This window comes from Brevibacterium sp. RIT 803, assembly GCF_016892625.1.
Classification (GTDB): domain Bacteria; phylum Actinomycetota; class Actinomycetes; order Actinomycetales; family Brevibacteriaceae; genus Brevibacterium.
The window spans coordinates 1458384-1476223 of the sequence record NZ_JAFEMW010000001.1 but is presented as its reverse complement, the minus strand read 5'-3'; the positions used below and the strand labels follow the sequence as shown (position 1 = coordinate 1476223).

Annotated in this window: 14 protein-coding genes; 5 read left to right on the top strand and 9 right to left on the bottom strand. The window is 64.2% G+C overall.

Going from position 1 to position 17840, the window contains the following annotated elements; translation table 11 throughout:
* Positions 1–28 precede the first annotated feature (28 nt).
* The gene (locus JTF07_RS06615) at positions 29–1135 is read right to left on the bottom strand and encodes an agmatine deiminase family protein (RefSeq protein WP_252199357.1); all 1107 of its coding nucleotides are present in this window, start codon (positions 1133–1135) and stop codon (positions 29–31) included.
* 247 nt (positions 1136–1382) lie between these two features.
* On the opposite strand from JTF07_RS06615, the gene JTF07_RS06610 reads away from it, so the two are divergent.
* The 3 genes from JTF07_RS06610 (at position 1383) to JTF07_RS06600 (ending at position 4824) form a co-directional block, all read left to right on the top strand.
* The gene (locus tag JTF07_RS06610) at positions 1383–2558 is read left to right on the top strand and encodes a CaiB/BaiF CoA transferase family protein (RefSeq protein WP_204233428.1); all 1176 of its coding nucleotides are present in this window, start codon (positions 1383–1385) and stop codon (positions 2556–2558) included.
* Between the two features lie 276 nt (positions 2559–2834).
* The gene (locus JTF07_RS06605; RefSeq protein WP_198395805.1) at positions 2835–3626 is read left to right on the top strand and encodes a DUF5819 family protein; all 792 of its coding nucleotides are present in this window, start codon (positions 2835–2837) and stop codon (positions 3624–3626) included.
* The gene (locus JTF07_RS06600; RefSeq protein WP_252199355.1) at positions 3616–4824 is read left to right on the top strand and encodes an HTTM domain-containing protein; all 1209 of its coding nucleotides are present in this window, start codon (positions 3616–3618) and stop codon (positions 4822–4824) included. Before JTF07_RS06605 ends, JTF07_RS06600 begins: the two co-directional genes overlap by 11 nt.
* A gap of 173 nt (positions 4825–4997) precedes the next feature.
* On the opposite strand, the gene clpB is transcribed toward JTF07_RS06600, so the two are convergent.
* Positions 4998–7598: an ATP-dependent chaperone ClpB gene (gene clpB, locus JTF07_RS06595; RefSeq protein ID WP_204233427.1), complete on the bottom strand. Its 2601-nt coding sequence runs from the start codon at positions 7596–7598 to the stop codon at positions 4998–5000.
* Positions 7599–7720: 122 nt separating this feature from the next.
* Entirely contained in the window at positions 7721–9298 is a 1578-nt protein-coding gene (locus tag JTF07_RS06590; RefSeq protein WP_204233426.1) for a Na+/H+ antiporter, read from the bottom strand.
* Between the two features lie 158 nt (positions 9299–9456).
* Here JTF07_RS06590 and JTF07_RS06585 point away from each other — a divergent pair, with 158 nt between their 5' ends.
* Together JTF07_RS06585 and JTF07_RS06580 are read left to right on the top strand one after the other, a co-directional pair.
* Positions 9457–10236, top strand: a complete 780-nt coding sequence (locus JTF07_RS06585) for an enoyl-CoA hydratase (RefSeq protein ID WP_204233425.1) — start codon at positions 9457–9459, stop codon at positions 10234–10236.
* Between the two features lie 77 nt (positions 10237–10313).
* Entirely contained in the window at positions 10314–11246 is a 933-nt protein-coding gene (locus JTF07_RS06580; RefSeq protein WP_204233424.1) for an NAD-dependent epimerase/dehydratase family protein, read from the top strand.
* Between the two features lie 165 nt (positions 11247–11411).
* Here the strand turns inward: JTF07_RS06580 and JTF07_RS06575 are convergent, their stop codons facing one another.
* The 6 genes from JTF07_RS06575 to JTF07_RS06550 all read right to left on the bottom strand — a co-directional run bounded on the left by JTF07_RS06575 (position 11412) and on the right by JTF07_RS06550 (position 17830).
* Positions 11412–12224, bottom strand: a complete 813-nt coding sequence (locus tag JTF07_RS06575) for an SDR family oxidoreductase (protein WP_252199352.1) — start codon at positions 12222–12224, stop codon at positions 11412–11414.
* Positions 12225–12226: 2 nt separating this feature from the next.
* Positions 12227–14059 (bottom strand): FAD-binding dehydrogenase, encoded by a 1833-nt coding sequence (locus tag JTF07_RS06570; RefSeq protein WP_252199350.1) that lies wholly within the window; start codon positions 14057–14059, stop codon positions 12227–12229.
* 106 nt (positions 14060–14165) lie between these two features.
* Positions 14166–15104: a prephenate dehydratase gene (pheA, locus tag JTF07_RS06565; protein WP_204233423.1), complete on the bottom strand. Its 939-nt coding sequence runs from the start codon at positions 15102–15104 to the stop codon at positions 14166–14168.
* A complete protein-coding gene (locus JTF07_RS06560) occupies positions 15101–15901 on the bottom strand; it encodes a glycosyltransferase family 2 protein (protein ID WP_204233422.1) in 801 nt (266 codons plus the stop codon). The genes pheA and JTF07_RS06560 overlap by 4 nt, the downstream gene beginning before the upstream one ends.
* A 75-nt stretch (positions 15902–15976) precedes the next feature.
* Positions 15977–16855 carry a DUF5926 family protein gene (locus JTF07_RS06555; RefSeq protein ID WP_204233421.1) on the bottom strand — a complete coding sequence of 293 codons (879 nt, stop codon included), beginning with the start codon at positions 16853–16855 and terminating at the stop codon, positions 15977–15979.
* Positions 16856–16912: 57 nt separating this feature from the next.
* Entirely contained in the window at positions 16913–17830 is a 918-nt protein-coding gene (locus JTF07_RS06550) for a GTP pyrophosphokinase (RefSeq protein ID WP_204233420.1), read from the bottom strand.
* Positions 17831–17840: the final 10 nt, after the last annotated feature.

Below are 17840 nucleotides of genomic sequence, written 5' to 3'. Positions count from 1 at the left end.
CATCGGCACTGTGCCCTGGTTCACCACCTTATACTGCCGATGGTTCCACCGTGAAAGGATATCGTCTCAGATTTGTGGAGACGACACAGTTCTTCGGCGTTCGGTCCACCGTGGGCTGCTGCTGGGTGATGCAGTGGATCCCACCGCCGCGGGCGTAGAGTTCGCGGGCATCGACACCGACGACCTTGCGCCCTGGGTACACCTTCTCGAGCACGGCGACCGCTTCGGCGTCCATCGGATCGTCGAAGGTGCAGGCGATGACCCCGTCATTGGTGACGAGGTGATTGACGTAGGAGTAGTCGACCCAGTCGTCACCATCGCGCAGCACCTCGGGGGCCGGAATCGGCACGACGTCGAAGGGCTGGCCTTCGGCAGTGGTCTCGGCGGTGAACCGGGTCTTGAGCTGCTGACTGAATTCGAAGTCCGGGTGCTCGGGATTGCGCTGATCGTGGATGAGGATGACGCCCGGGCTGGGCATGGCCGCGACGATGTCGACATGTCCGCGCGTGCCGAACGTCTGGTTGTCGCGGTAGAGGCCGTGGTCGAGCCAGATGACCTTCTTCGCCCCGATGGTACGGGCGAATTCGGCTTCCACCTCGGCCTCGGTCAGGTCGGGATTGCGGCCCGGGTCCAGCTGCACGCTGCGCGTAGCCAACACGGTGCCCTGCCCGTCGACGTGGAAGCCGCCGCCCTCGTTGCGCAGCTGGGAATCCACGATCGGGACGCCTGCCTGGTTCGCGACGAAGCGGCCGATGTGCTGATCGTGGTCCCACTTTGCCCACTTCTGGGCGCCCCAGCCGTTGAACACCCAATCCACCGCGTGCAGCGCACCGTTGTCGTCGACGACGAAGCTCGGTCCGATATCGCGCATCCACGCATCGTCGAGTTCGGCATTGACCACAGTGATCGGATGGCTGATCCCCTCGCCGAGGTGGCGGCGGGCATTGTCCGTCTGCGAGGTCGAGACGACGACGGTCACCGGAGTGAACTCGCTGGTCGCACGCGCCACCGCGGCCCAGGTGCGGCGGGCGGCTTCGGCCTCGTCCTCGGTGTCGCCCAAGGCATAGCCGGAGGATGGGAACGCCATCCAGATGCGGTCATGGGCAGCGGTTTCCGCGGGCATGTGAAACGTCATCGTTCATCCCTTCGAGTCTGGCTGACTGGTGAGCCTCGTGGTCGGTTGAGCCTCGCACCGCAGCGAACTCTCTCCGGTGCTGCTGGCAGCAGTTGGCTTGTCCCGAGTGTAGCGAGGTTCGGCTCTTGGGGGTCAACGGATTCCGTACCTCCCGGGACCCGTCTGCGGCGGGAGGAGTCCGTATAGTCTGGCGTGGAAGACAGGACGCCTGGATATCAGGGTTCGAACGCGCCATGGGAGGCAGCACGTGGAACAGCAGGATCTGCAGGAATTGTTCGGTCGGTCCGGGACCGGCCCGTTGGCGGGAGTGGTCGTCGCCGACTTCTCGCGCGTGCTGGCGGGACCCTACGCGACGATGATGCTTGCCGACCTCGGTGCCACCGTGATCAAGGTCGAGGGCAGGACCGGTGACGATACACGGCACTGGGCGCCCCCTCGGCGAGGCGATGATGCGACGTATTTCCTCACGGCGAATCGGAACAAGCAATCCGTGGTCCTTGACTTCAAGGACGATGAGGAGCTGGGCCTGGCGCAGGAGCTGGCCAGACGGGCCGACATTCTGGTGGAGAACTTCAAAGCCGGCGGGCTGGCGAAGTACGGGCTCGACTACGACACCGTCAAGGCCGAGAATCCTGGCATCATCTACGCCTCGGTGACTGGATTCGGCAGGGACAACCCGCAGCCCGGTTACGATCTGCTCATCCAGGGACTGTCCGGTTTCATGAGCGTGACCGGTTCGCAGGAGTCGGGCCCGGTCAAGGCAGGGGTCGCCGTCGTCGACGTGTTCACCGGCTTGCACACGACCGTCGGCATCCTCGCCGCGCTCGCCCACCGCAAGGACACCGGGGATGGGCAGCTGGTGGAGACGAACCTCCTGTCCTCGGCACTGTCGGGCTTGGCGAACCAGACCTCGGCGTACGTGGCCGGCGGTGTCGTCCCGCAGGCCATGGGCAACGCTCACCCGAGTCTGTACCCCTACCAGCCGATGCCCACCGCCGAGGGGCAGATCATCATCGCCGTAGGCAACGACAACCAGTTCCGGTCCCTGGCCGCGGTGCTGGGCCATCCCGAGTGGGCCGAGGATGAACGCTTCGCGAACTTCTCTGACCGCAATGAGAACCGGGCCGAACTCGAGCCCGAACTCATCGCTGCGCTGAGTGAGAAGACGAATCAGGAATGGTTCGACATCCTGTCGGCCGCCGGTCTGCCGTGCGCTCCGATCAACACGATCGCCCAGGGTGTCGACCTGGCGACCTCGTTGGGTCTCGAGCCCGTCGCCGAGGCGGGGGGCGGGGAACGTGTGATCCCGACGGTGGCCAATCCGATCCGTCTGTCCCAGACCCCGCCCAGCTACGATCTCGCGCCGCCGCAGCTGGGGGAAAGCACGGAGGCGGTCAAGGACTGGCTGCGCAGCCAGCGCTGAGAGCAGTCATTTCACCGTCATGGCCCGGGTCATACCCGGAGTCATGCCCAGTGCTGCCCGTGTGTCGGCTCCGACCTGATGTCAGTCATGCGTTCCCACAGCTGTTCTCGCAAGTCGGGTTCGTAAAACACAGGGGATGCTCGGGCTGAACTTCCGGATTCGCTGACGTACCCTAGAGTCTGTATGAATGCACCCTAGCCACTGGGGAGATCCTGAGCAGTCCAGTTCTGGTCAAGGCGGATTTCGCAAAGTGGCGCTCCAGATTCCAGGACTGAGATGGACACAGACAAGACTGAGACGAAGGCCGCCAAGCGGCCGGTCGTCAAACGCGTGCTGATGGTCGTGGCCATGCTGCTGACAGCGTTTCACCTGCTCGCAAGCTTCCTTTGGATCGCTCCGTCGTCGACGGCGCGAGAAGTCTTCCCGGGGAACCTCCTCTCCGAATACATGATTCCGTTGTGGGGCCAGTCGTGGAGCGTCTTCGCTCCCGAGCCGATCAATGGCGATTACTACTTCGACGTTCGCGCGGTCGTGAAGACTCCCGACGGCGGAGAAGAGGTCACCGATTGGGTGCGCGCCACCGATGTCGAACTCGACCATTCGACCTACAAGCTCTTCCCGCCACGCTCGGCCGGACTGGGCATCGGGGTCGCCTCCGACATCAAGGGGTCGTGGGAGGACCTGCCCAATGATCAGAAGGCGATCGTCAAGCTCGACTACTTCAAAGGTGCTGATTCCGTTGACCGGTTGACGACGAAGTTGGAAGAGTACGACGATCCCGACGGCGCCGTGGACGGATATCTGGAAAGCGAGCACCTGGCCACGGCCTATGCGACTCAGGTGGCCAAAGCGATCTGGGGTGAGGACGTTCAGCGCGTCCAGTATCAGGCGTCGAGACAGAATGTTGTGCCGTTCGCACAGCGCAACGACGACGGTGCCGAACGGCCGAACGTCCAGCCGGTTCCGGTCGGCTGGCGAGCACTGGTGACCGAACCGCACCAGTCCGATGAGGAGTTCGCGAAGTACTTCTGTGCCTCCGACGAAGTGAGGTGCGCAGATGAGCAGTGACAAGGACACCCGCGTCATGGGTGAAGAAGTCAGAGGTGACGACATCGGCGTGCACGAATCGAAGTCCGGGAAGGCAGCGCCGACGGAGACTGCAGCGCCGACGGAGACTGCAGCGCCGACGGAGACTGCAGCGCCGACGGAGACGTCAGCGCCGGCGGCAGCGGATTCGAACGAGCATATTCCGCTCTCTTCCCGCGTCCTTGGGGGTATCTCTCGGGGCTGGAACTGGCTGGAGGAGATGCTGACCGGTCGCTATCACGCGACATACGGCCTCGCCGTGACTCGTATCCTCATCGGCGTGACCGGACTCGGCCTGCTGCTGACGAACTTCAATGCCAGGCATTATGCCTTCGGCGTGGGCAGCGCCTGGAACGGGGAGATCGCAGAACCCAAGAGCGACTTCCCGAACATCTGGCTGTTCTCCCTCTTCCACAACGCGGTGACCAACCCGCCGCTGTTCACCGCCATGATCATCGGCCTGGCGATCCTCGCCGTCGTCATCATCCTCGGATGGCGGACCCGCATCATTCTGCCGTTCTACCTGGTTCTGTGGGTGAGCTTCATCGAGCTCAACGACGGTGCCGGCGATCAGGGCGACAACGCCTATCGCATGTTCATGATCGCGATGCTCTTCGCCGACACCACACGGCGGTGGTCGCTGGACGCCAGACGCAAGAGACAGCAGAACCCGGAGTTCCCCGAGACCGACGGCGGCAGCTACCGCTGGGCCCTCATCATGGCCAACAACCTTGCGATCGTCGTGCTGGCCTTCCAAGTCTGCGCGATCTACATGTCGGGTGGACTCTACAAGGCAGGCGGGGCCGCTTGGCAGCACGGATTCGCGGTGTACAACCCGCTGCACACCCAGCAGTTCGGAACCTGGCCGGTGCTCTCAGACCTGCTCACGGCCTGGGGGCCGATGGTCGTCGCCGTCTCGTGGGCCTCGGTCCTGTTCCAGTGCGCGTTCCCGTTCATGCTGTTCAATCGGTACACGCGAATCGTAGGACTGGTGGGCATCCTCTCCTTCCACCTGGGAATCGCTCTGTTGATGGGACTGCCCTGGTTCTCGCTGACGATGATCGCCGTCGACGCCATCTTCATCCGCGATCGCAGTTTCGAAAAGCTCCACAAGCTGGTGGGACGCTGGTGGGCGTCGACGACCGACGGCATGCGCGCGAAGGTGAAGTCCTCGCGCTGAGCGCGTGCGCGTTGGATCTGACTCGCGGTCTGCGGAAACGCTGGTGAATCAACAGTCGAAGTCAGACTGAGTGGGTTGCAACCCACTCAGTCTGACTTCGACTGTCACTGGGCGCCTGTACGCTCTGCTTCGGCAAGCGCCTCACCGCCCCGCGCCTCACGCCCCGCGGAGCATCACCGCTTCGGGCGCAGCTCCAGGCCGGTGGTTTCCGGGTCCTCGGGCAGGCCGATGACGATGTCGTCGCCGTCGGCCACGTCGCCGGACAGAAGCCCGCGGGCCAACTTGTCTCCGATCTCGCGTTGGACCAGCCTGCGCAGGGGGCGGGCGCCGAAGGCGGGGTCGTAGCCTTCGAGGGCGAGCCAGTCCTCGGCGGCATCGGTGACCTCGAGCGTGATCCGCCGCTCGGTCAGGCGAGACGCCAGCCGCTGGATCTGCAGGTCGACGATCGAGGACAGTTCCTCTGTGCTCAGTGCGTCGAAGAGCACGATGTCGTCGAGGCGATTGAGGAACTCGGGTTTGAACGTCGAATGCACGACGCCCAGCACCGCATCCTTCTGCTCCTGGGCGCTCAGCGATTTGTCGACGAGGAACTGCGAGCCCAGGTTCGAGGTCAGGATGAGGATCGTGTTCCGGAAGTCGACCGTGCGTCCCTGACCATCGGTGAGGCGACCGTCGTCGAGGACCTGGAGCAGAATATCGAAGACGCTCGGGTGTGCCTTCTCCACCTCGTCGAGAAGGACGACTGAGTAGGGGCGACGACGCACAGCCTCGGTGAGCTGACCGCCCTCGTCATACCCGACGTAGCCCGGAGGCGCACCGACGAGACGGGACACGGTGTGCTTTTCCCCGTACTCACTCATATCGATCCTGATCAGGGCCTTCTCATCGTCGAAGAGGAAGTCCGCGAGGGACTTCGCAAGCTCAGTCTTGCCGACGCCTGTGGGGCCGAGGAACAGGAACGAGCCCGTCGGGCGGTCAGGGTCGGCGATGCCGGCACGTGAGCGACGGATCGCATCGGAGACCGTGCTCACGGCACTCTTCTGGCCGATGAGACGCTTGCCGAGCACATCCTCGGCGCCCAGCAGCTTCTCGATCTCACCTTGGAGCAGACGACCGGCAGGGATACCCGTCCAGGACGCGACGACCTCGGCGATGTCGTTGCTTGAGACGCGGTCGCTGACCATCGGGTCGGTCTCGGATTCGGCATTCGCCTCCTCCGCCTCGGCGAGGTCGATCTCCTTCTGGACCGCGGGGATCTCCCCGTAGAGCAGGCGCGAGGCCGTCTCCAGGTCGGTATCGCGCTGTGCCCGGTCCGCCTGAGAGCGCAGCTCGTCGAGCTTCGTCTTGAGCTCACCGACGCGGTTGAGGCCGGCACGCTGGGATTCCCAGGTGGCCTCGAGTCCGTGCAGCTCCTCCTCCCGATCGGCCAGGTCGGCACGCAGGGCGCCGAGGCGCTCCTTCGAGGCCGTGTCCGTTTCCTTGGACAGGGCCATGTCCTCCATCTTCAGGCGGTCGACGGTGCGGCGGAGCTCATCGATCTCGACCGGAGCCGAATCGATCTCCATGCGCAGCCGGGATGCGGCTTCGTCGACGAGGTCGATGGCTTTGTCCGGCAGCTGGCGTCCGGTGATGTAGCGATTGGACATCGTTGCCGCAGCGACGAGTGCGCCGTCGTTGATCGACACCTTGTGGTGGGCTTCGTAGCGTTCCTTGAGTCCACGCAGGATCGCGACCGTGTCCTCGACACTGGGTTCTCCGACGTAGACCTGCTGGAACCTGCGTTCCAGAGCCGGATCCTTTTCGATGTTCTCGCGGTACTCGTCGAGCGTGGTCGCGCCGACGAGGCGCAGCTCACCGCGCGCGAGCATCGGCTTGAGCATATTGCCAGCGTCCATGGCGGAGTCTCCGGTGGCGCCGGCACCGACGACGGTGTGGAGCTCATCGATGAACGTGATGATCTGGCCGTCGGCGTTCTTGATCTCCTCGAGGACGGCCTTGAATCGCTCCTCGAATTCGCCGCGGTACTTCGCGCCGGCGACCATTGCGGACAGGTCGAGGCTGATCAGCGTCTTGTTGCGCAGAGACTCGGGTACGTCTCCGGCCACGATCCGCTGGGCCAGTCCTTCGACGACGGCGGTCTTGCCGACGCCGGGCTCGCCGATGAGGACAGGGTTGTTCTTCGTCCTGCGGGAGAGGACCTGGATGACCCTGCGGATCTCCTTGTCGCGTCCGATGACCGGGTCGAGTTTGGCCTCGCGTGCGGTGGCCGTGAGGTCGACGCCGTACTTCTCCAGCGACTGCATCGTATCCTCCGGATTCTCCGAGGTGACCTTCTTGCCTCCGCGCAGCTCGGGCAGAGCGGCCAGCAGGGCATCGCGACCGGCACCATTGCGGCGCAGGGCGTCACCTGCCCCGTCCTTGCCTGCGGCGGCCGCGAGCAGCAGGTGCTCTGTCGACACGAACTGGTCGCCGAGGCTGGTCATCTCCTCCTGTGCCAGATTCATCATCTCGAGTCCGGCCCGTGACAGCCCCGGTTGGGACACGGTCTGACCGCTGACGGTAGGGAAGTCGTCGATGGCCGAGCGGACCGCGGCCAGTACGGTTCGCGGGTCGGCACCGACCTTCGTCACCAGGTTCGAGGCCAGCGAGTCCGACTGTTCCAGCAGGGCAGCGACCAGGTGGGCGGGCTCGACCTGATTGTTCCGTCGAGCCACGACGTCGTTGATGGCGGATTGCACCGTCTCGCGTGATTTGGTTGTCAGCTGTGCGTCCATGCGCATCTCCTTCACAAATGTTCTTTGCAACTGTCCTGTGAACAGCTTTTGCTCTGGAAGAGTTCAACACCGACAAAGTTGAGTCTATTCCACTCAACTTTGAAGAAGCGAGTGGTTGTGCCTCACCTCAGCAGCACCGACTGGAGGTCGAACCGGCGCAGCACTCTGTCGGCGATCTCCGGATCGGTGCCCCGCTCGCGTCGGGCCTTGAGCACCTCCGTGCGGGCGGACTGCAGCGCCTTGGTCTGCACCTTCGCCATCGCCTCGCGGTTCTGCTTCAGCGTCGTCGCCTGCTCCGAGCTGACCTGGTCGTCAGAGGTCCCCAGCAGCTGCGAGTAGAGGACCTTGAAGCGTGCACGCAGAGGCTCGGCCACCTCGTCGGGCAGGCTGTCGTCGTTCTTGATCTGGAGGAGTGCGGCCTTGTACGCGCGGCGTGCGATCTCCGCCGTGTCCGCCCGCTCCTTCTCCGCCTCGTCGTCGATGCCGAGGACGTTGACGATGGTCGGGAAGGTGAGCCCGGCCAACACCAAGGTGACGAGCAGGATCACGGCAGCCGCGACGAGGATGTAGGAGCGGCCGGGGAACGGCTCGCCGGTCGCAGTGGTCGCCGGAATCGACAGCGCCAAGGCGATCGTCGCCAAGCCGCGCATACCGCCCCAGGTCATGAGGGTGGCATCCCTGATATTCAGCGGTGCGGCATCCGGGTCCTCCTCCCGACGCTTGTTCTCCAGCACGGTTCCGATGAGGAGCCAGCCGAACCGCACGGCGATGACGATGAGGGCGATGCCCAGTCCCACAAGCACCGCTCGACCCAGGTCGGCATGCTCGGATTCGACGACCATGCGCAGGTCGAGGCCGATGAGGCCGAATGCGATGCCGGTGATGAGCATCTCGAGGACCTGCCACGTCGAGGCCTGGGTGACGCGTTCGGCTGAATTGGCCTCGACGTCGCGTCGGCGCACCTCGAGAGCGGCCACGACGACGGCGATGACGCCGCTGGCATGGAGGTGCTCGGCGATGAGGTAGACGCCGAAGGGCAGCATGAGCATGAGCGAGGAGCGGGCGATCGTATGGTCGATCTTCTCCATCACCCACCACACGATGAACACGACGATCAGGCCGACCGTGATGGCGATGATCGCAGAGATGAGGAAGGACAGGGCCAGCTGCCCGAAGTCCACCTCGGTGCCGGTCATGGCCGCCGCCATCGCGGTCTGGAAGATCACGAGCGATGCGGCATCGTTGAACAGCCCCTCGCTCTGCAAGGTCGACATGATCCGCCGAGGTATCGACACGGTTCCCGCGACCGCATCGACGGCGACGGGGTCGGGTGGGGCGAGCATGGCTCCCAACGCCACCGCAGCGGCGATGGTGATCCCGGGAATGAGGAGCACCGCGGTCCCGGCCACGGCCGCCACCGTCACGCCGACCAGCGCGACCGCCATGCCCAGGATCGTGCGCCAGCGGATGGCGAAGAGAGCCCATGACGTCTTCTGTGCCGCCGCGAACAGAAGCGGGGGCAGGAACAGGGGCAGGATGAGCTCGGGCTCGATGGTGATCTCGGCGAACGTAGGTATGAATGCACCGGCGATGCCGATGACCACCATCAGTGCAGGCCAGGGGAGGCGCAGCTTCTGGCCCAGTCCGACGACCACGCTGGTTGCGGCACCGAATCCGATGATCATCAGCAGGGTTGTCATGGTCGTCTCCCTCGGTATGGTTGGCATATCTGCGCACCGGATCTCACGCATCGATGTCAGAGTGCACCGTCTGCACGAGGGGCGCCAACTGAGGACCTCGAAGGAAATCCACGTGAGGTTTCCGCGCCGGACCAACGATATTTTGGCAGAATGCTGTTATGTCTGACTCAATTGTATTCTCTCTGGCGAACGACGCAGTCGCGACGATTTCGATCAACGAACCGGAGACTCGGAACGCGCTGTCGCGCTCCGTGATGAATGACCTCATCGGCACCCTCGCCGAGGTGGGGCAGCGCAGAGACGTCCGTGCAGTGATCCTGTCCACCGCAGGACACGTTTTCAGCTCCGGCCATGATCTCAAGGAGATCAGCGGGGCGAAGCTGGAGTCGCAGCAGGAGACCTTCGCCGTCTGTTCCGAACTCATGCAGCTGATTCAGTCGATCCCACAGCCGGTCATCGTGCAGGTCCAAGGCGTGGCGACGGCTGCAGGGTGCCAGCTTGTCGCCAGCTGCGACCTGGCGGTGGCTGCGCAGTCGGCGCGATTCGCCACGCCGGGGGTGAAGATCGGCCTGTTCTGCTCGACTCCCATGGTGGCGCTGACTCGGGCAGTGCCGGCGAAGACGGCGATGCGGATGCTGCTGACCGGGGACTTTCTCAGTGCGGACGATGCACTGACATTCGGACTGGTCTCCGACGTGGTTGCCGATGACGAACTGGAGACAGCGACTGCCGATCTGGCGCGGACAGTCGCGTCAGCCTCGTCGGCTACAGTGGCAGTAGGCAAAGCAGCGTTCTACGAACAGCGTGATCTGCCTCTGGCAGACGCTTATGCGCACATGTCGGAGGTGATGGCGCACAACGCCGTCGCAGCCGATGCGCAAGAGGGAATCGACGCATTTCTGCACAAGAGAGAACCTCAGTGGCAGCATCGGGACTGACAGTGTGATTTCCTATGACTGTGAACTTGTTCGGATGAACCGGATGAGACGCTTCAGACGAGGATGGAGGATCAGACGTGGCGGTAATCGTGACCGGAGCCAGTGGCTTCATCGGTGGCGCCATCGCCCGTGCCCTGGCGACCAGGGACGAGACGGTCTATGCCCTGGGGCGGCGTGATCCTGAGATCCCAGGTGTGAATTTCCAAGCGTGGGATATCACGGAACCCGCGGACGGTGCGGTGGAGTCTCTGGCGAAGAAGACCACAGCGGTCTTCCACTGTGCGGGCATCTCGAAGGTCAATGCCGATGACGATGAGCTCTACGCTGTGAAGGTCACCGGAACCCGGAACGTGCTCGACGCATTCCCCAAGGCTCGGATCGTACACATCTCCTCGACGACGGTCTATTCCTCGAACGTGCATCATGCGGACCTGTGGGAAGAGGCCGGCCCCAAGGACCCGAACGACTTCCACGACGCTTACTCGAGGACGCATGCTCTGGCTGAGCAGCTCGTGATGCGGATCCGACCCGATGCGGCGATCCTCAGACCGGCTGCTATCTACGGCCCTGGTGAGTCGATGCTCATGCCGTATCTGAGCCGAGTGGCGAAGAAGGGAGTCCTGCGACTTCCCGGCGGCGGTCGGCAGAAGATCACCCTGACCCATATTGACAACCTGGTGCGAGCGGCGATCGCCTGCGTCGACGTGCCGTCCGCGTCCGGCCCTTTCAATATCGGTGATCCGACCCCGTACAAGCTCAAAGACGCAGTCTCCACCCATTTCGCCCGTATGGAGTATGAGCCTGTCGTCATCGAGGGGATCGCGAAGGACAGAGCGCTCTTCACCGCGAAATTGGGGCTGAAGATCAAGACGTTCTTCAAGCGGGGCAACCGAACGGAGCTGTTCCTCGTCGAGTATCTCCAGCACGATCGCACCTACAATCTCACTCGTCAGCAGCGAGTGCTCGGGATTTCCACGACGCAGTTCCTTCTGCCCTCACGTTTCCAGTAGCAGCCCCGGTTCGCTGGTGCTCCCGGTAAGCTGCACCAGCAGACCCAGCAGACCCAGCAGACCCAGCAGACCCAGCAGACCCAGCAGACCCAGCAGACCCAGCAGACCCAGCAGACCCAGCGTTACCTCAGCGCTGAGAGCCAGGGCCGCGTGATCGTGGGGAACTCACCGCTTGAGTCCGTGCTGGCCGGCGATGATGCGCGACACCACGCTTCGCGGAAGTGCTCGTTTGAGCAGGAACGGCAGCGGCGACTTGCTGCCCACAGCATAGAACTCGCGGGGCCTCGCTGCGTCGATTGCCGTGACGATGGTTGCGGCGACGGTCTCGGGCGAGATTCCCTGCCGCTCGTTGTCATCAAGGTGTTCCAGCATCGTGGTCACATCGTCGGTGTAGACGGAGCCGGGGGTGAGGTACTTCGTGCGCCGGTTGCCGATGCCGGTGGCGATGGAACCGGGCTCGACGACGCTGATCCACACCCCGAATGGTGAGAGTTCTTGGCGCGCGGCTGTGGCGAATCCGCGCAGGGCCGCCTTGGCCGCCACGTAGGAGCTGCGATGTGCCAGGGGGAAGCTGGCGAGCATGGAACCGACCATGATGATCCTGCCATGACGCCGTTTTCGCATGCCGGGCAGGGCGAGTTGGCTCAGCCGCACAGGCCCGAAGACATTCGTGCGGAACAGTCGGTCGACGGCCTCGGGCGGAAGCTCTTCGAACGGACCGGACTGGCTCTCGCCGGCGTTGTTGACGAGAACGTCGATGTCGGCGACCTCGTTTCGGAGAGCCTCGACGCTGTTCGGATCGGCGAGGTCCAATGGCAGATAGCGCACGCCGGGGACCCGCTCGGACTTCTCGATCCGCTCAGGGTCTCGGCTCGTGGTCAGGACCGTGCAGCCTCTGTCTGCCAGTACTCTGACCAGCGCGGCGCCGATGCCGGAGGTGCCGCCGGTGACGAGCACCGTGAGATCCGTATTCGTCATTGTCAGCGCTCCGCTCCGTCCATATCAGTCGCTCCATGCTTGGTCGCAGCCCGGCCGGGACCTGAGTTCTTCTCCACGCCCCTTCCGGCCTCGAAGCTTCCGGCGACGGCTCGCCCGGCGCGCATTCCGGAGAAGATGCACCCGCCCAGGAAGGTTCCCTCCAGGGCGTTGTAGCCGTGCATACCTCCGCCGCCGAAGCCTGTGACCTCACCGGCGGCGTAGAGTCCGGGAATCGGTGTGCCGCTTCCCCCGATCACCTGCGCGTCGAGGTTCGTCTCCAATCCGCCCAGCGTCTTGCGTGAGAGCAGACTCAGACGCACCGCGATGAGCGGACCGTGGGCTGGGTCGAGGATCTTGTGCGGTTTCTGCACCCGCACGATCTTGTCGCCGAGGTAGTTCCTGGCATTGTGGATGGCCTGGACCTGTGCATCCTTGGAGAACGTGTGATCCATCTGGCGATCACGCTCGAGGATCTGTTCGACGAGGTGGTCATGATCGATGACGGGACCCCGTGAGCGTTCATTCATCCCGGCGACCAGCTCTTCGGTGGTGTCGGCGACGACGAAGTCGGGGCCGAAGCGCTTGAATGCTTCGACCGGGCCGGGCGCATCGGAGGACCGGGCGCGGTCGAGAGTCAGACGCCAGTCCTTCTTCGTGATGTCGGGATTCTGCTCCGAGCCTGAGAGCGCGAACTCCTTGCGGATGATCGACTCATTGAGCACGAACCACGAGTAGTCGTGGCCGGTCGAGAGAATGGTCTTCATGGTCCGGTTGGTGTCGAACCCGGGGTAGTTCGGTGCGGGGAAGCGATTGCCCTCGGCGTCGAACCACAGCGAGGAGGGTCCTGGGATGATGCGGATCCCGTGGTTCGGCCAGATCGGGTTCCAGTTCACTATGCCCTCCGTATAGGCCCAGATCCGGTCCCGATTGATCAGGCTCGCGCCCGCCTCCTCGGCAATGGAGAGCATGCGACCGTCGACATGAGCGGGCACTCCGGCGAGCATCCTCTGCGGGAACTGCCCGAGGCGCTCGACCGGCCAGAACTTGCGCATGAGTTCGAAATTGTGTCCGATGCCGCCGCTGGTGACGATGACTGCGGGAGCACGGAGTTCGAAGGCTCCGAGCTCCTCGCGGTTTGAGGCGACCCCTCTGCCGGTGTGGCTGGGGGCAAGTGTTCGCCCGCGAACCCCGACGACGCTGCTTCCGTCGCCATGGCCGCCGTCCTCACCGTTGCCGCCGTCCTCGACGATCAGCTCATCGACACGATGTCGGAAGCCCATCGTCACGAGGCCCGCGGATTCGGCCCGCTCCACTGGTTCGCGGAAGACTCGGACCACCTCGGGGCCGGTGCCCCAGGTGAGGTGGAACCTCGGCACGGAATTCCCATGTTCGGAGGCACCGGACCCGCCTCTTTCCGCCCACCCGACGATCGGTGTCAGGCGCAGCCCCAGATCATGCAGGTAGCGACGTTTGTCTCCGGCGGCGAACTGCAGGTATGCCTCGGCCCACTGCCGGGGCCAGTTGTCCTCGTCCCGATCGAAGCCCGCCGAGGTGGCCCAATCTTGGCGTGCCAGGTCGAGGGAATCATGGACGCCGAGTCGGCGCTGTTCGGGGGAGTCGACGAGGAAGAGGCCGCCGAGGGACCAGAAGGCCTGACCGCCGAGGTTGGCCCGATTCTCCTGGTCGAGGATGAGCACCCTCTTCCCGGCGAGACTGAGCTCATGGGCGGCAACAAGTCCCGCGAGGCCAGCCCCGACGACGATGGCGTCATAAGCTTCGGCCGAGTCAGAGCTGTCAGCCTCGTCAAGGGCGGCGTTCGGAGAGGTGGTTCCCATGGGCGACTCCTTTGTCGATGTGTGGGTCGTGCGACCCGTGCATACTCAGATTACTGTCCCCGAGCCTGCAAGGGCGGGGACCAGTTGCCGCGAAGCAAGGGGCGTTTCAGGCGTTCAGCGTCGAATCCAGCCAGGCGGAGGCGGCCGCGAACGAGTCATCCGTGGTCGTCGGGTCGAGGGGCACCGTGGTCTTCGAAGCACTGGGATAGCTGCCGAGGAAGCTCAGACTGCGGGTCACTCGGTGGACTCCCTGCAGGGCATCAGCCACTCTGGCCTCGTGCACATGGCCCAGCAAGTCAATGGAGAATTGGTAGAGTCCGAGCCCGTCACCAGTGGGCCGAGATTCGATGCGCGACATGTTCACACCACGGCTGGAGAACTGTTCGAGCATCTCCAACAGCGCACCGGCGCGGTCGGAGCGCAGTGAGGCTACCACCGTGGTTTTGTCCGACCCCGTCGGAGCGGGAATAGTGCCGGGACGGGTGACGACGACGAACCGGGTCTCGGCGTCCTGGCGTTCCCCGATGTCGTTGGCGAGGATCTCGAGGCCGTAGCGTTCGGCGGCGATGGCAGGGCAAACGGCTGCCACATGGTCGGCGGCGTCGTTGGCCAGATCCCGTGCGGCCGCGGCTGTCGAGGAGGTCGGGAGGTAGACGGCATCGGGGAAGTTCGCGGACATGAACGTGCGTACCTGCGCCTCACCGTGCGGATGGGACCCGAACGAAGTCAGCGTGCTGGGATCGGTCCCCGGCTTCACCGCCAGGACGAAGCGAACGGGCACGACCACCTCGGCGATGATCTGCAGCCGACCATGATCGGTCAGAGCGTCGATGGTGGCAGGAACACCGCCCTCGATGGAGTTCTCGATCGGCACCACAGCAGCTAGGCAGTCGCCGTCGACGACGGCGTCCAAGGCTGCGGTTCCATTGCGCATGGGCTGGGTCAACGCGCTCGAGCGCAGGTCGTGGGAGTCGAGATACTGCAGGAGTGCTGCCTCGGTGAATGTGGCCTCGGGGCCCAGGTAGGCGTAGTGATCGGCGCTCATTTCGAGGCTTCCTTCGTGTCGCTCGGCTTCCTGGCGCGCAGCCTGCGCACGAAGATCGCACGCGCGACGTCGCGGTACTGGGCCGCACGGTGCATCTGTGCTTTGAGGTCCTTGCCGGTGACTCGGTGGTAGAGGTCGCATTCGACCTCTTCGACCCGTAGTCCGGCATTGACGACGTCGATCGTCATGGCCGCTTCGACACCCCAGCCGGCGGCGAAGGGCAGCGCTGCGTCGAAGGCCTCACGGCTCAGGCAGCGTGTTCCCGACAGCGGCTGGGTCGCTTCGAATCCGCTGAGTTCGGCGATGCCCTTCTTCGCGAGCCTGACGACGAAACCGAACCCGCCGCCCTTGCGCTTCTGCGCGGGCAGGATGGCAATCGTCATATCGGCCTCACCTGCGAGAACCGGCGCAGCGAGGGGGGCCATATTGATTGCTGAATCCTCCAGGTCGCCGTCGATGAAGAGGAGGGCACGATGGTCCGGGTGCTGGTCGGGATCCGAATCGGAGATCTCACGATTGCGGATTGCGAACGCGCCGGTCATCATCGCTGCAGCCTTGCCCTTGTTCTTGCGGTGGGTGACCACCTCGGCGCCGGCCCTGCGGGCGAGGGCACCGGTGTCATCGGAGGAACCGTCATCGACGACCATGATGATGTCCACACCGGGAATCTGCTTGGTGCTGCGCACGGTCGCTGCAATCCGATCGGCTTCGTTCATCGCAGGGATGATGGCAGCGATCGCGCGCGGAGCAGCCGCCGAGGAGGCATCCGGGTGTGCGGAATTCGACTGTTCGGGCATGAAAACTCTTCTCCTATCCGGCTCACGCACCGGCGGAGTCGTATGGACTCTCGCCGGTGGCCCTGGCGACGGAACTCAGTGGATGGTCAGCTGGCGAGCAATGATGCCCGAGCGTGCACGGCGTGCCTCGGTGCTGAGAGGTGCACTCGTATGCATCGCGTCTTCGATGCGCTTGCCGAATTCGCCGATGGGCTCTTCGATGTCATCGACCTGTGTGCCGAATTCGAGTTCCCAGACAGGCACGACGATTCCGTGCGCGCGGAAATAGCCCAGGAAGGTTCCTGGGCCGCCGAGGTCGTTGAGGCCCTCGACCTGAAGACGGGCGAGAGCGTCGACGAGTGCATCCTCGCCCTCTGGTCGAGCCCAGCGCACGTAGGTGCGGCCGGACATCTCGGTCCAGTACGCGGAATTCACCGAGGCGAGCTTCTCCGTGGGGGAGATGGAGTCATTGGCCTGTTCGAGTGCCGCTGCGACATCGGAGTCCGTCTCGGCTTCTGGCAGCTTCCAGTATTCGAAGGTCTCGAGTACGCGGATCTCGAACGGGTGGTCGGTGTCGAGGATATCCTGGAGACGCGGACCCTGACCGGGTTCGGTAGTCGCCTCGATCGTGGTTCCCGGCTGCGCCTCGATTGCGGCGAGGATGCCGTGCGCGACATCGCGAGAGGCATCGGTGGAAGACACCGGAACCTGCATGCCGGCCAGGATCTGGCCGTCCTCGCGGTGCCAGGCCTGCCACGCGGCGGGCAGCAGAGACGTGACCGTGATCTCCTGACCACCGAACTCCTCGTTCAGCTTCGCCGAGGCGGTCGCCGCCGGCACCAGCTCGCGCAGGCAGATGAGGTCCGCCTCGAACGGCAGGCCCTCGAACGGACGCGCAACGAAGGCCGTGGCCTCTGCACGTGCCAGACGCTTGGCAATGACATCTTCTTTGGAACGCTTCGACTTCTTACCCATGGAAGACAAGTCTAGTCGGTCTGACGACTCAGAACGCATCCCGTTCACCGGGGTCAATCAGCGCTGCACGGCCACCGGGATGAAGTAGCGGGTGGTGTTCGACTCGTCCATCGTCACCTGCAGTTTGTCGCCGGGGCTCGGGAAAGCCGATCTCTCGGGGTTCTCTGGAGTGAGTCCCAGGTTCTCCAGGCGGATGATCCCGTGCCGACCGACCTCGTCGGCGGCGAGGACATAGGAGTGGTTGAGCTCGCGGATGGTGACCTCTATCGACGGGACTTCAGCAGCGGCATCGACATTCGTCACGGTCCGAGGTGGTGAGGCGTTCCCCATCCCCAGATAGGCGCCGACATCGTCGGCGATATAACCGGCAACCACATCGGCCTGTGCCAGGAGCCCGGAGAGGACGACGGAGAGCCGCTCCTGCTGGGCATCCGATTTCAGCGCCTGGCCGGGTTTGAACAGATGCTCCTCGGCGAGTACGCACCACGCATCCTGCATGATCGTGCGCAGCTGCAGCTCAACGAGCACCGATGGTTCGGCGTCGAAGGGAACTTCGATGATGAGGTGGCGTCCGCGATAACCGGAGGGTTTAGGCTGGGCGGAGTAGTCCCGCACCTCGGCGACGGAGAGATTCGATTCGTCGTTGCTCTCGGTGAGCAGATCCCACAGCGCCGTCTGTTCACGCTCGGTGCGGCACACGGCACGGGCCCCGACGACATCGATGACCTGGTTCTCGACCTCGACGGCCTCATGGATCTCGTCATTGGCATCGGCGAGTTTGCGGCGCAGCTTCTCCCCGGCTCGGAGTCGGTCCTTGATCCGTCCGCGGCCGACAGTGACTCTCTCACCCGACAACAGCGCGGAGCCCGAGCACGCGGCCTCGACCCAATCGTTGACCGTCTCCAGGGCGGCCCTCCATGTCGACTCGCGCCTTTCGTAGGCTTCGTCGACCAGTTCGCGGACTGTTGCTGACATCCTCGTCACC

Excerpts from the sequence above, each read along its gene's own strand:
- JTF07_RS06605 (WP_198395805.1), top strand. The coding sequence starts at position 2,835 with ATGGACACAGACAAGACTGAGACGAAGGCCGCCAAGCGGCCGGTCGTC.
- JTF07_RS06575 (WP_252199352.1), bottom strand. The coding sequence starts at position 12,224 with ATGACGAATACGGATCTCACGGTGCTCGTCACCGGCGGCACCTCCGGC.
- JTF07_RS06570 (WP_252199350.1), bottom strand. The coding sequence starts at position 14,059 with ATGGGAACCACCTCTCCGAACGCCGCCCTTGACGAGGCTGACAGCTCT.
- JTF07_RS06585 (WP_204233425.1), top strand. The coding sequence starts at position 9,457 with ATGTCTGACTCAATTGTATTCTCTCTGGCGAACGACGCAGTCGCGACG.
- JTF07_RS06555 (WP_204233421.1), bottom strand. The coding sequence starts at position 16,855 with ATGGGTAAGAAGTCGAAGCGTTCCAAAGAAGATGTCATTGCCAAGCGT.
- JTF07_RS06550 (WP_204233420.1), bottom strand. The coding sequence starts at position 17,830 with ATGTCAGCAACAGTCCGCGAACTGGTCGACGAAGCCTACGAAAGGCGC.
- JTF07_RS06590 (WP_204233426.1), bottom strand. The coding sequence starts at position 9,298 with ATGACAACCCTGCTGATGATCATCGGATTCGGTGCCGCAACCAGCGTG.
- pheA (WP_204233423.1), bottom strand. The coding sequence starts at position 15,104 with ATGAGCGCCGATCACTACGCCTACCTGGGCCCCGAGGCCACATTCACC.
- JTF07_RS06615 (WP_252199357.1), bottom strand. The coding sequence starts at position 1,135 with ATGACGTTTCACATGCCCGCGGAAACCGCTGCCCATGACCGCATCTGG.
- JTF07_RS06560 (WP_204233422.1), bottom strand. The coding sequence starts at position 15,901 with ATGCCCGAACAGTCGAATTCCGCACACCCGGATGCCTCCTCGGCGGCT.
- JTF07_RS06600 (WP_252199355.1), top strand. The coding sequence starts at position 3,616 with ATGAGCAGTGACAAGGACACCCGCGTCATGGGTGAAGAAGTCAGAGGT.
- clpB (WP_204233427.1), bottom strand. The coding sequence starts at position 7,598 with ATGGACGCACAGCTGACAACCAAATCACGCGAGACGGTGCAATCCGCC.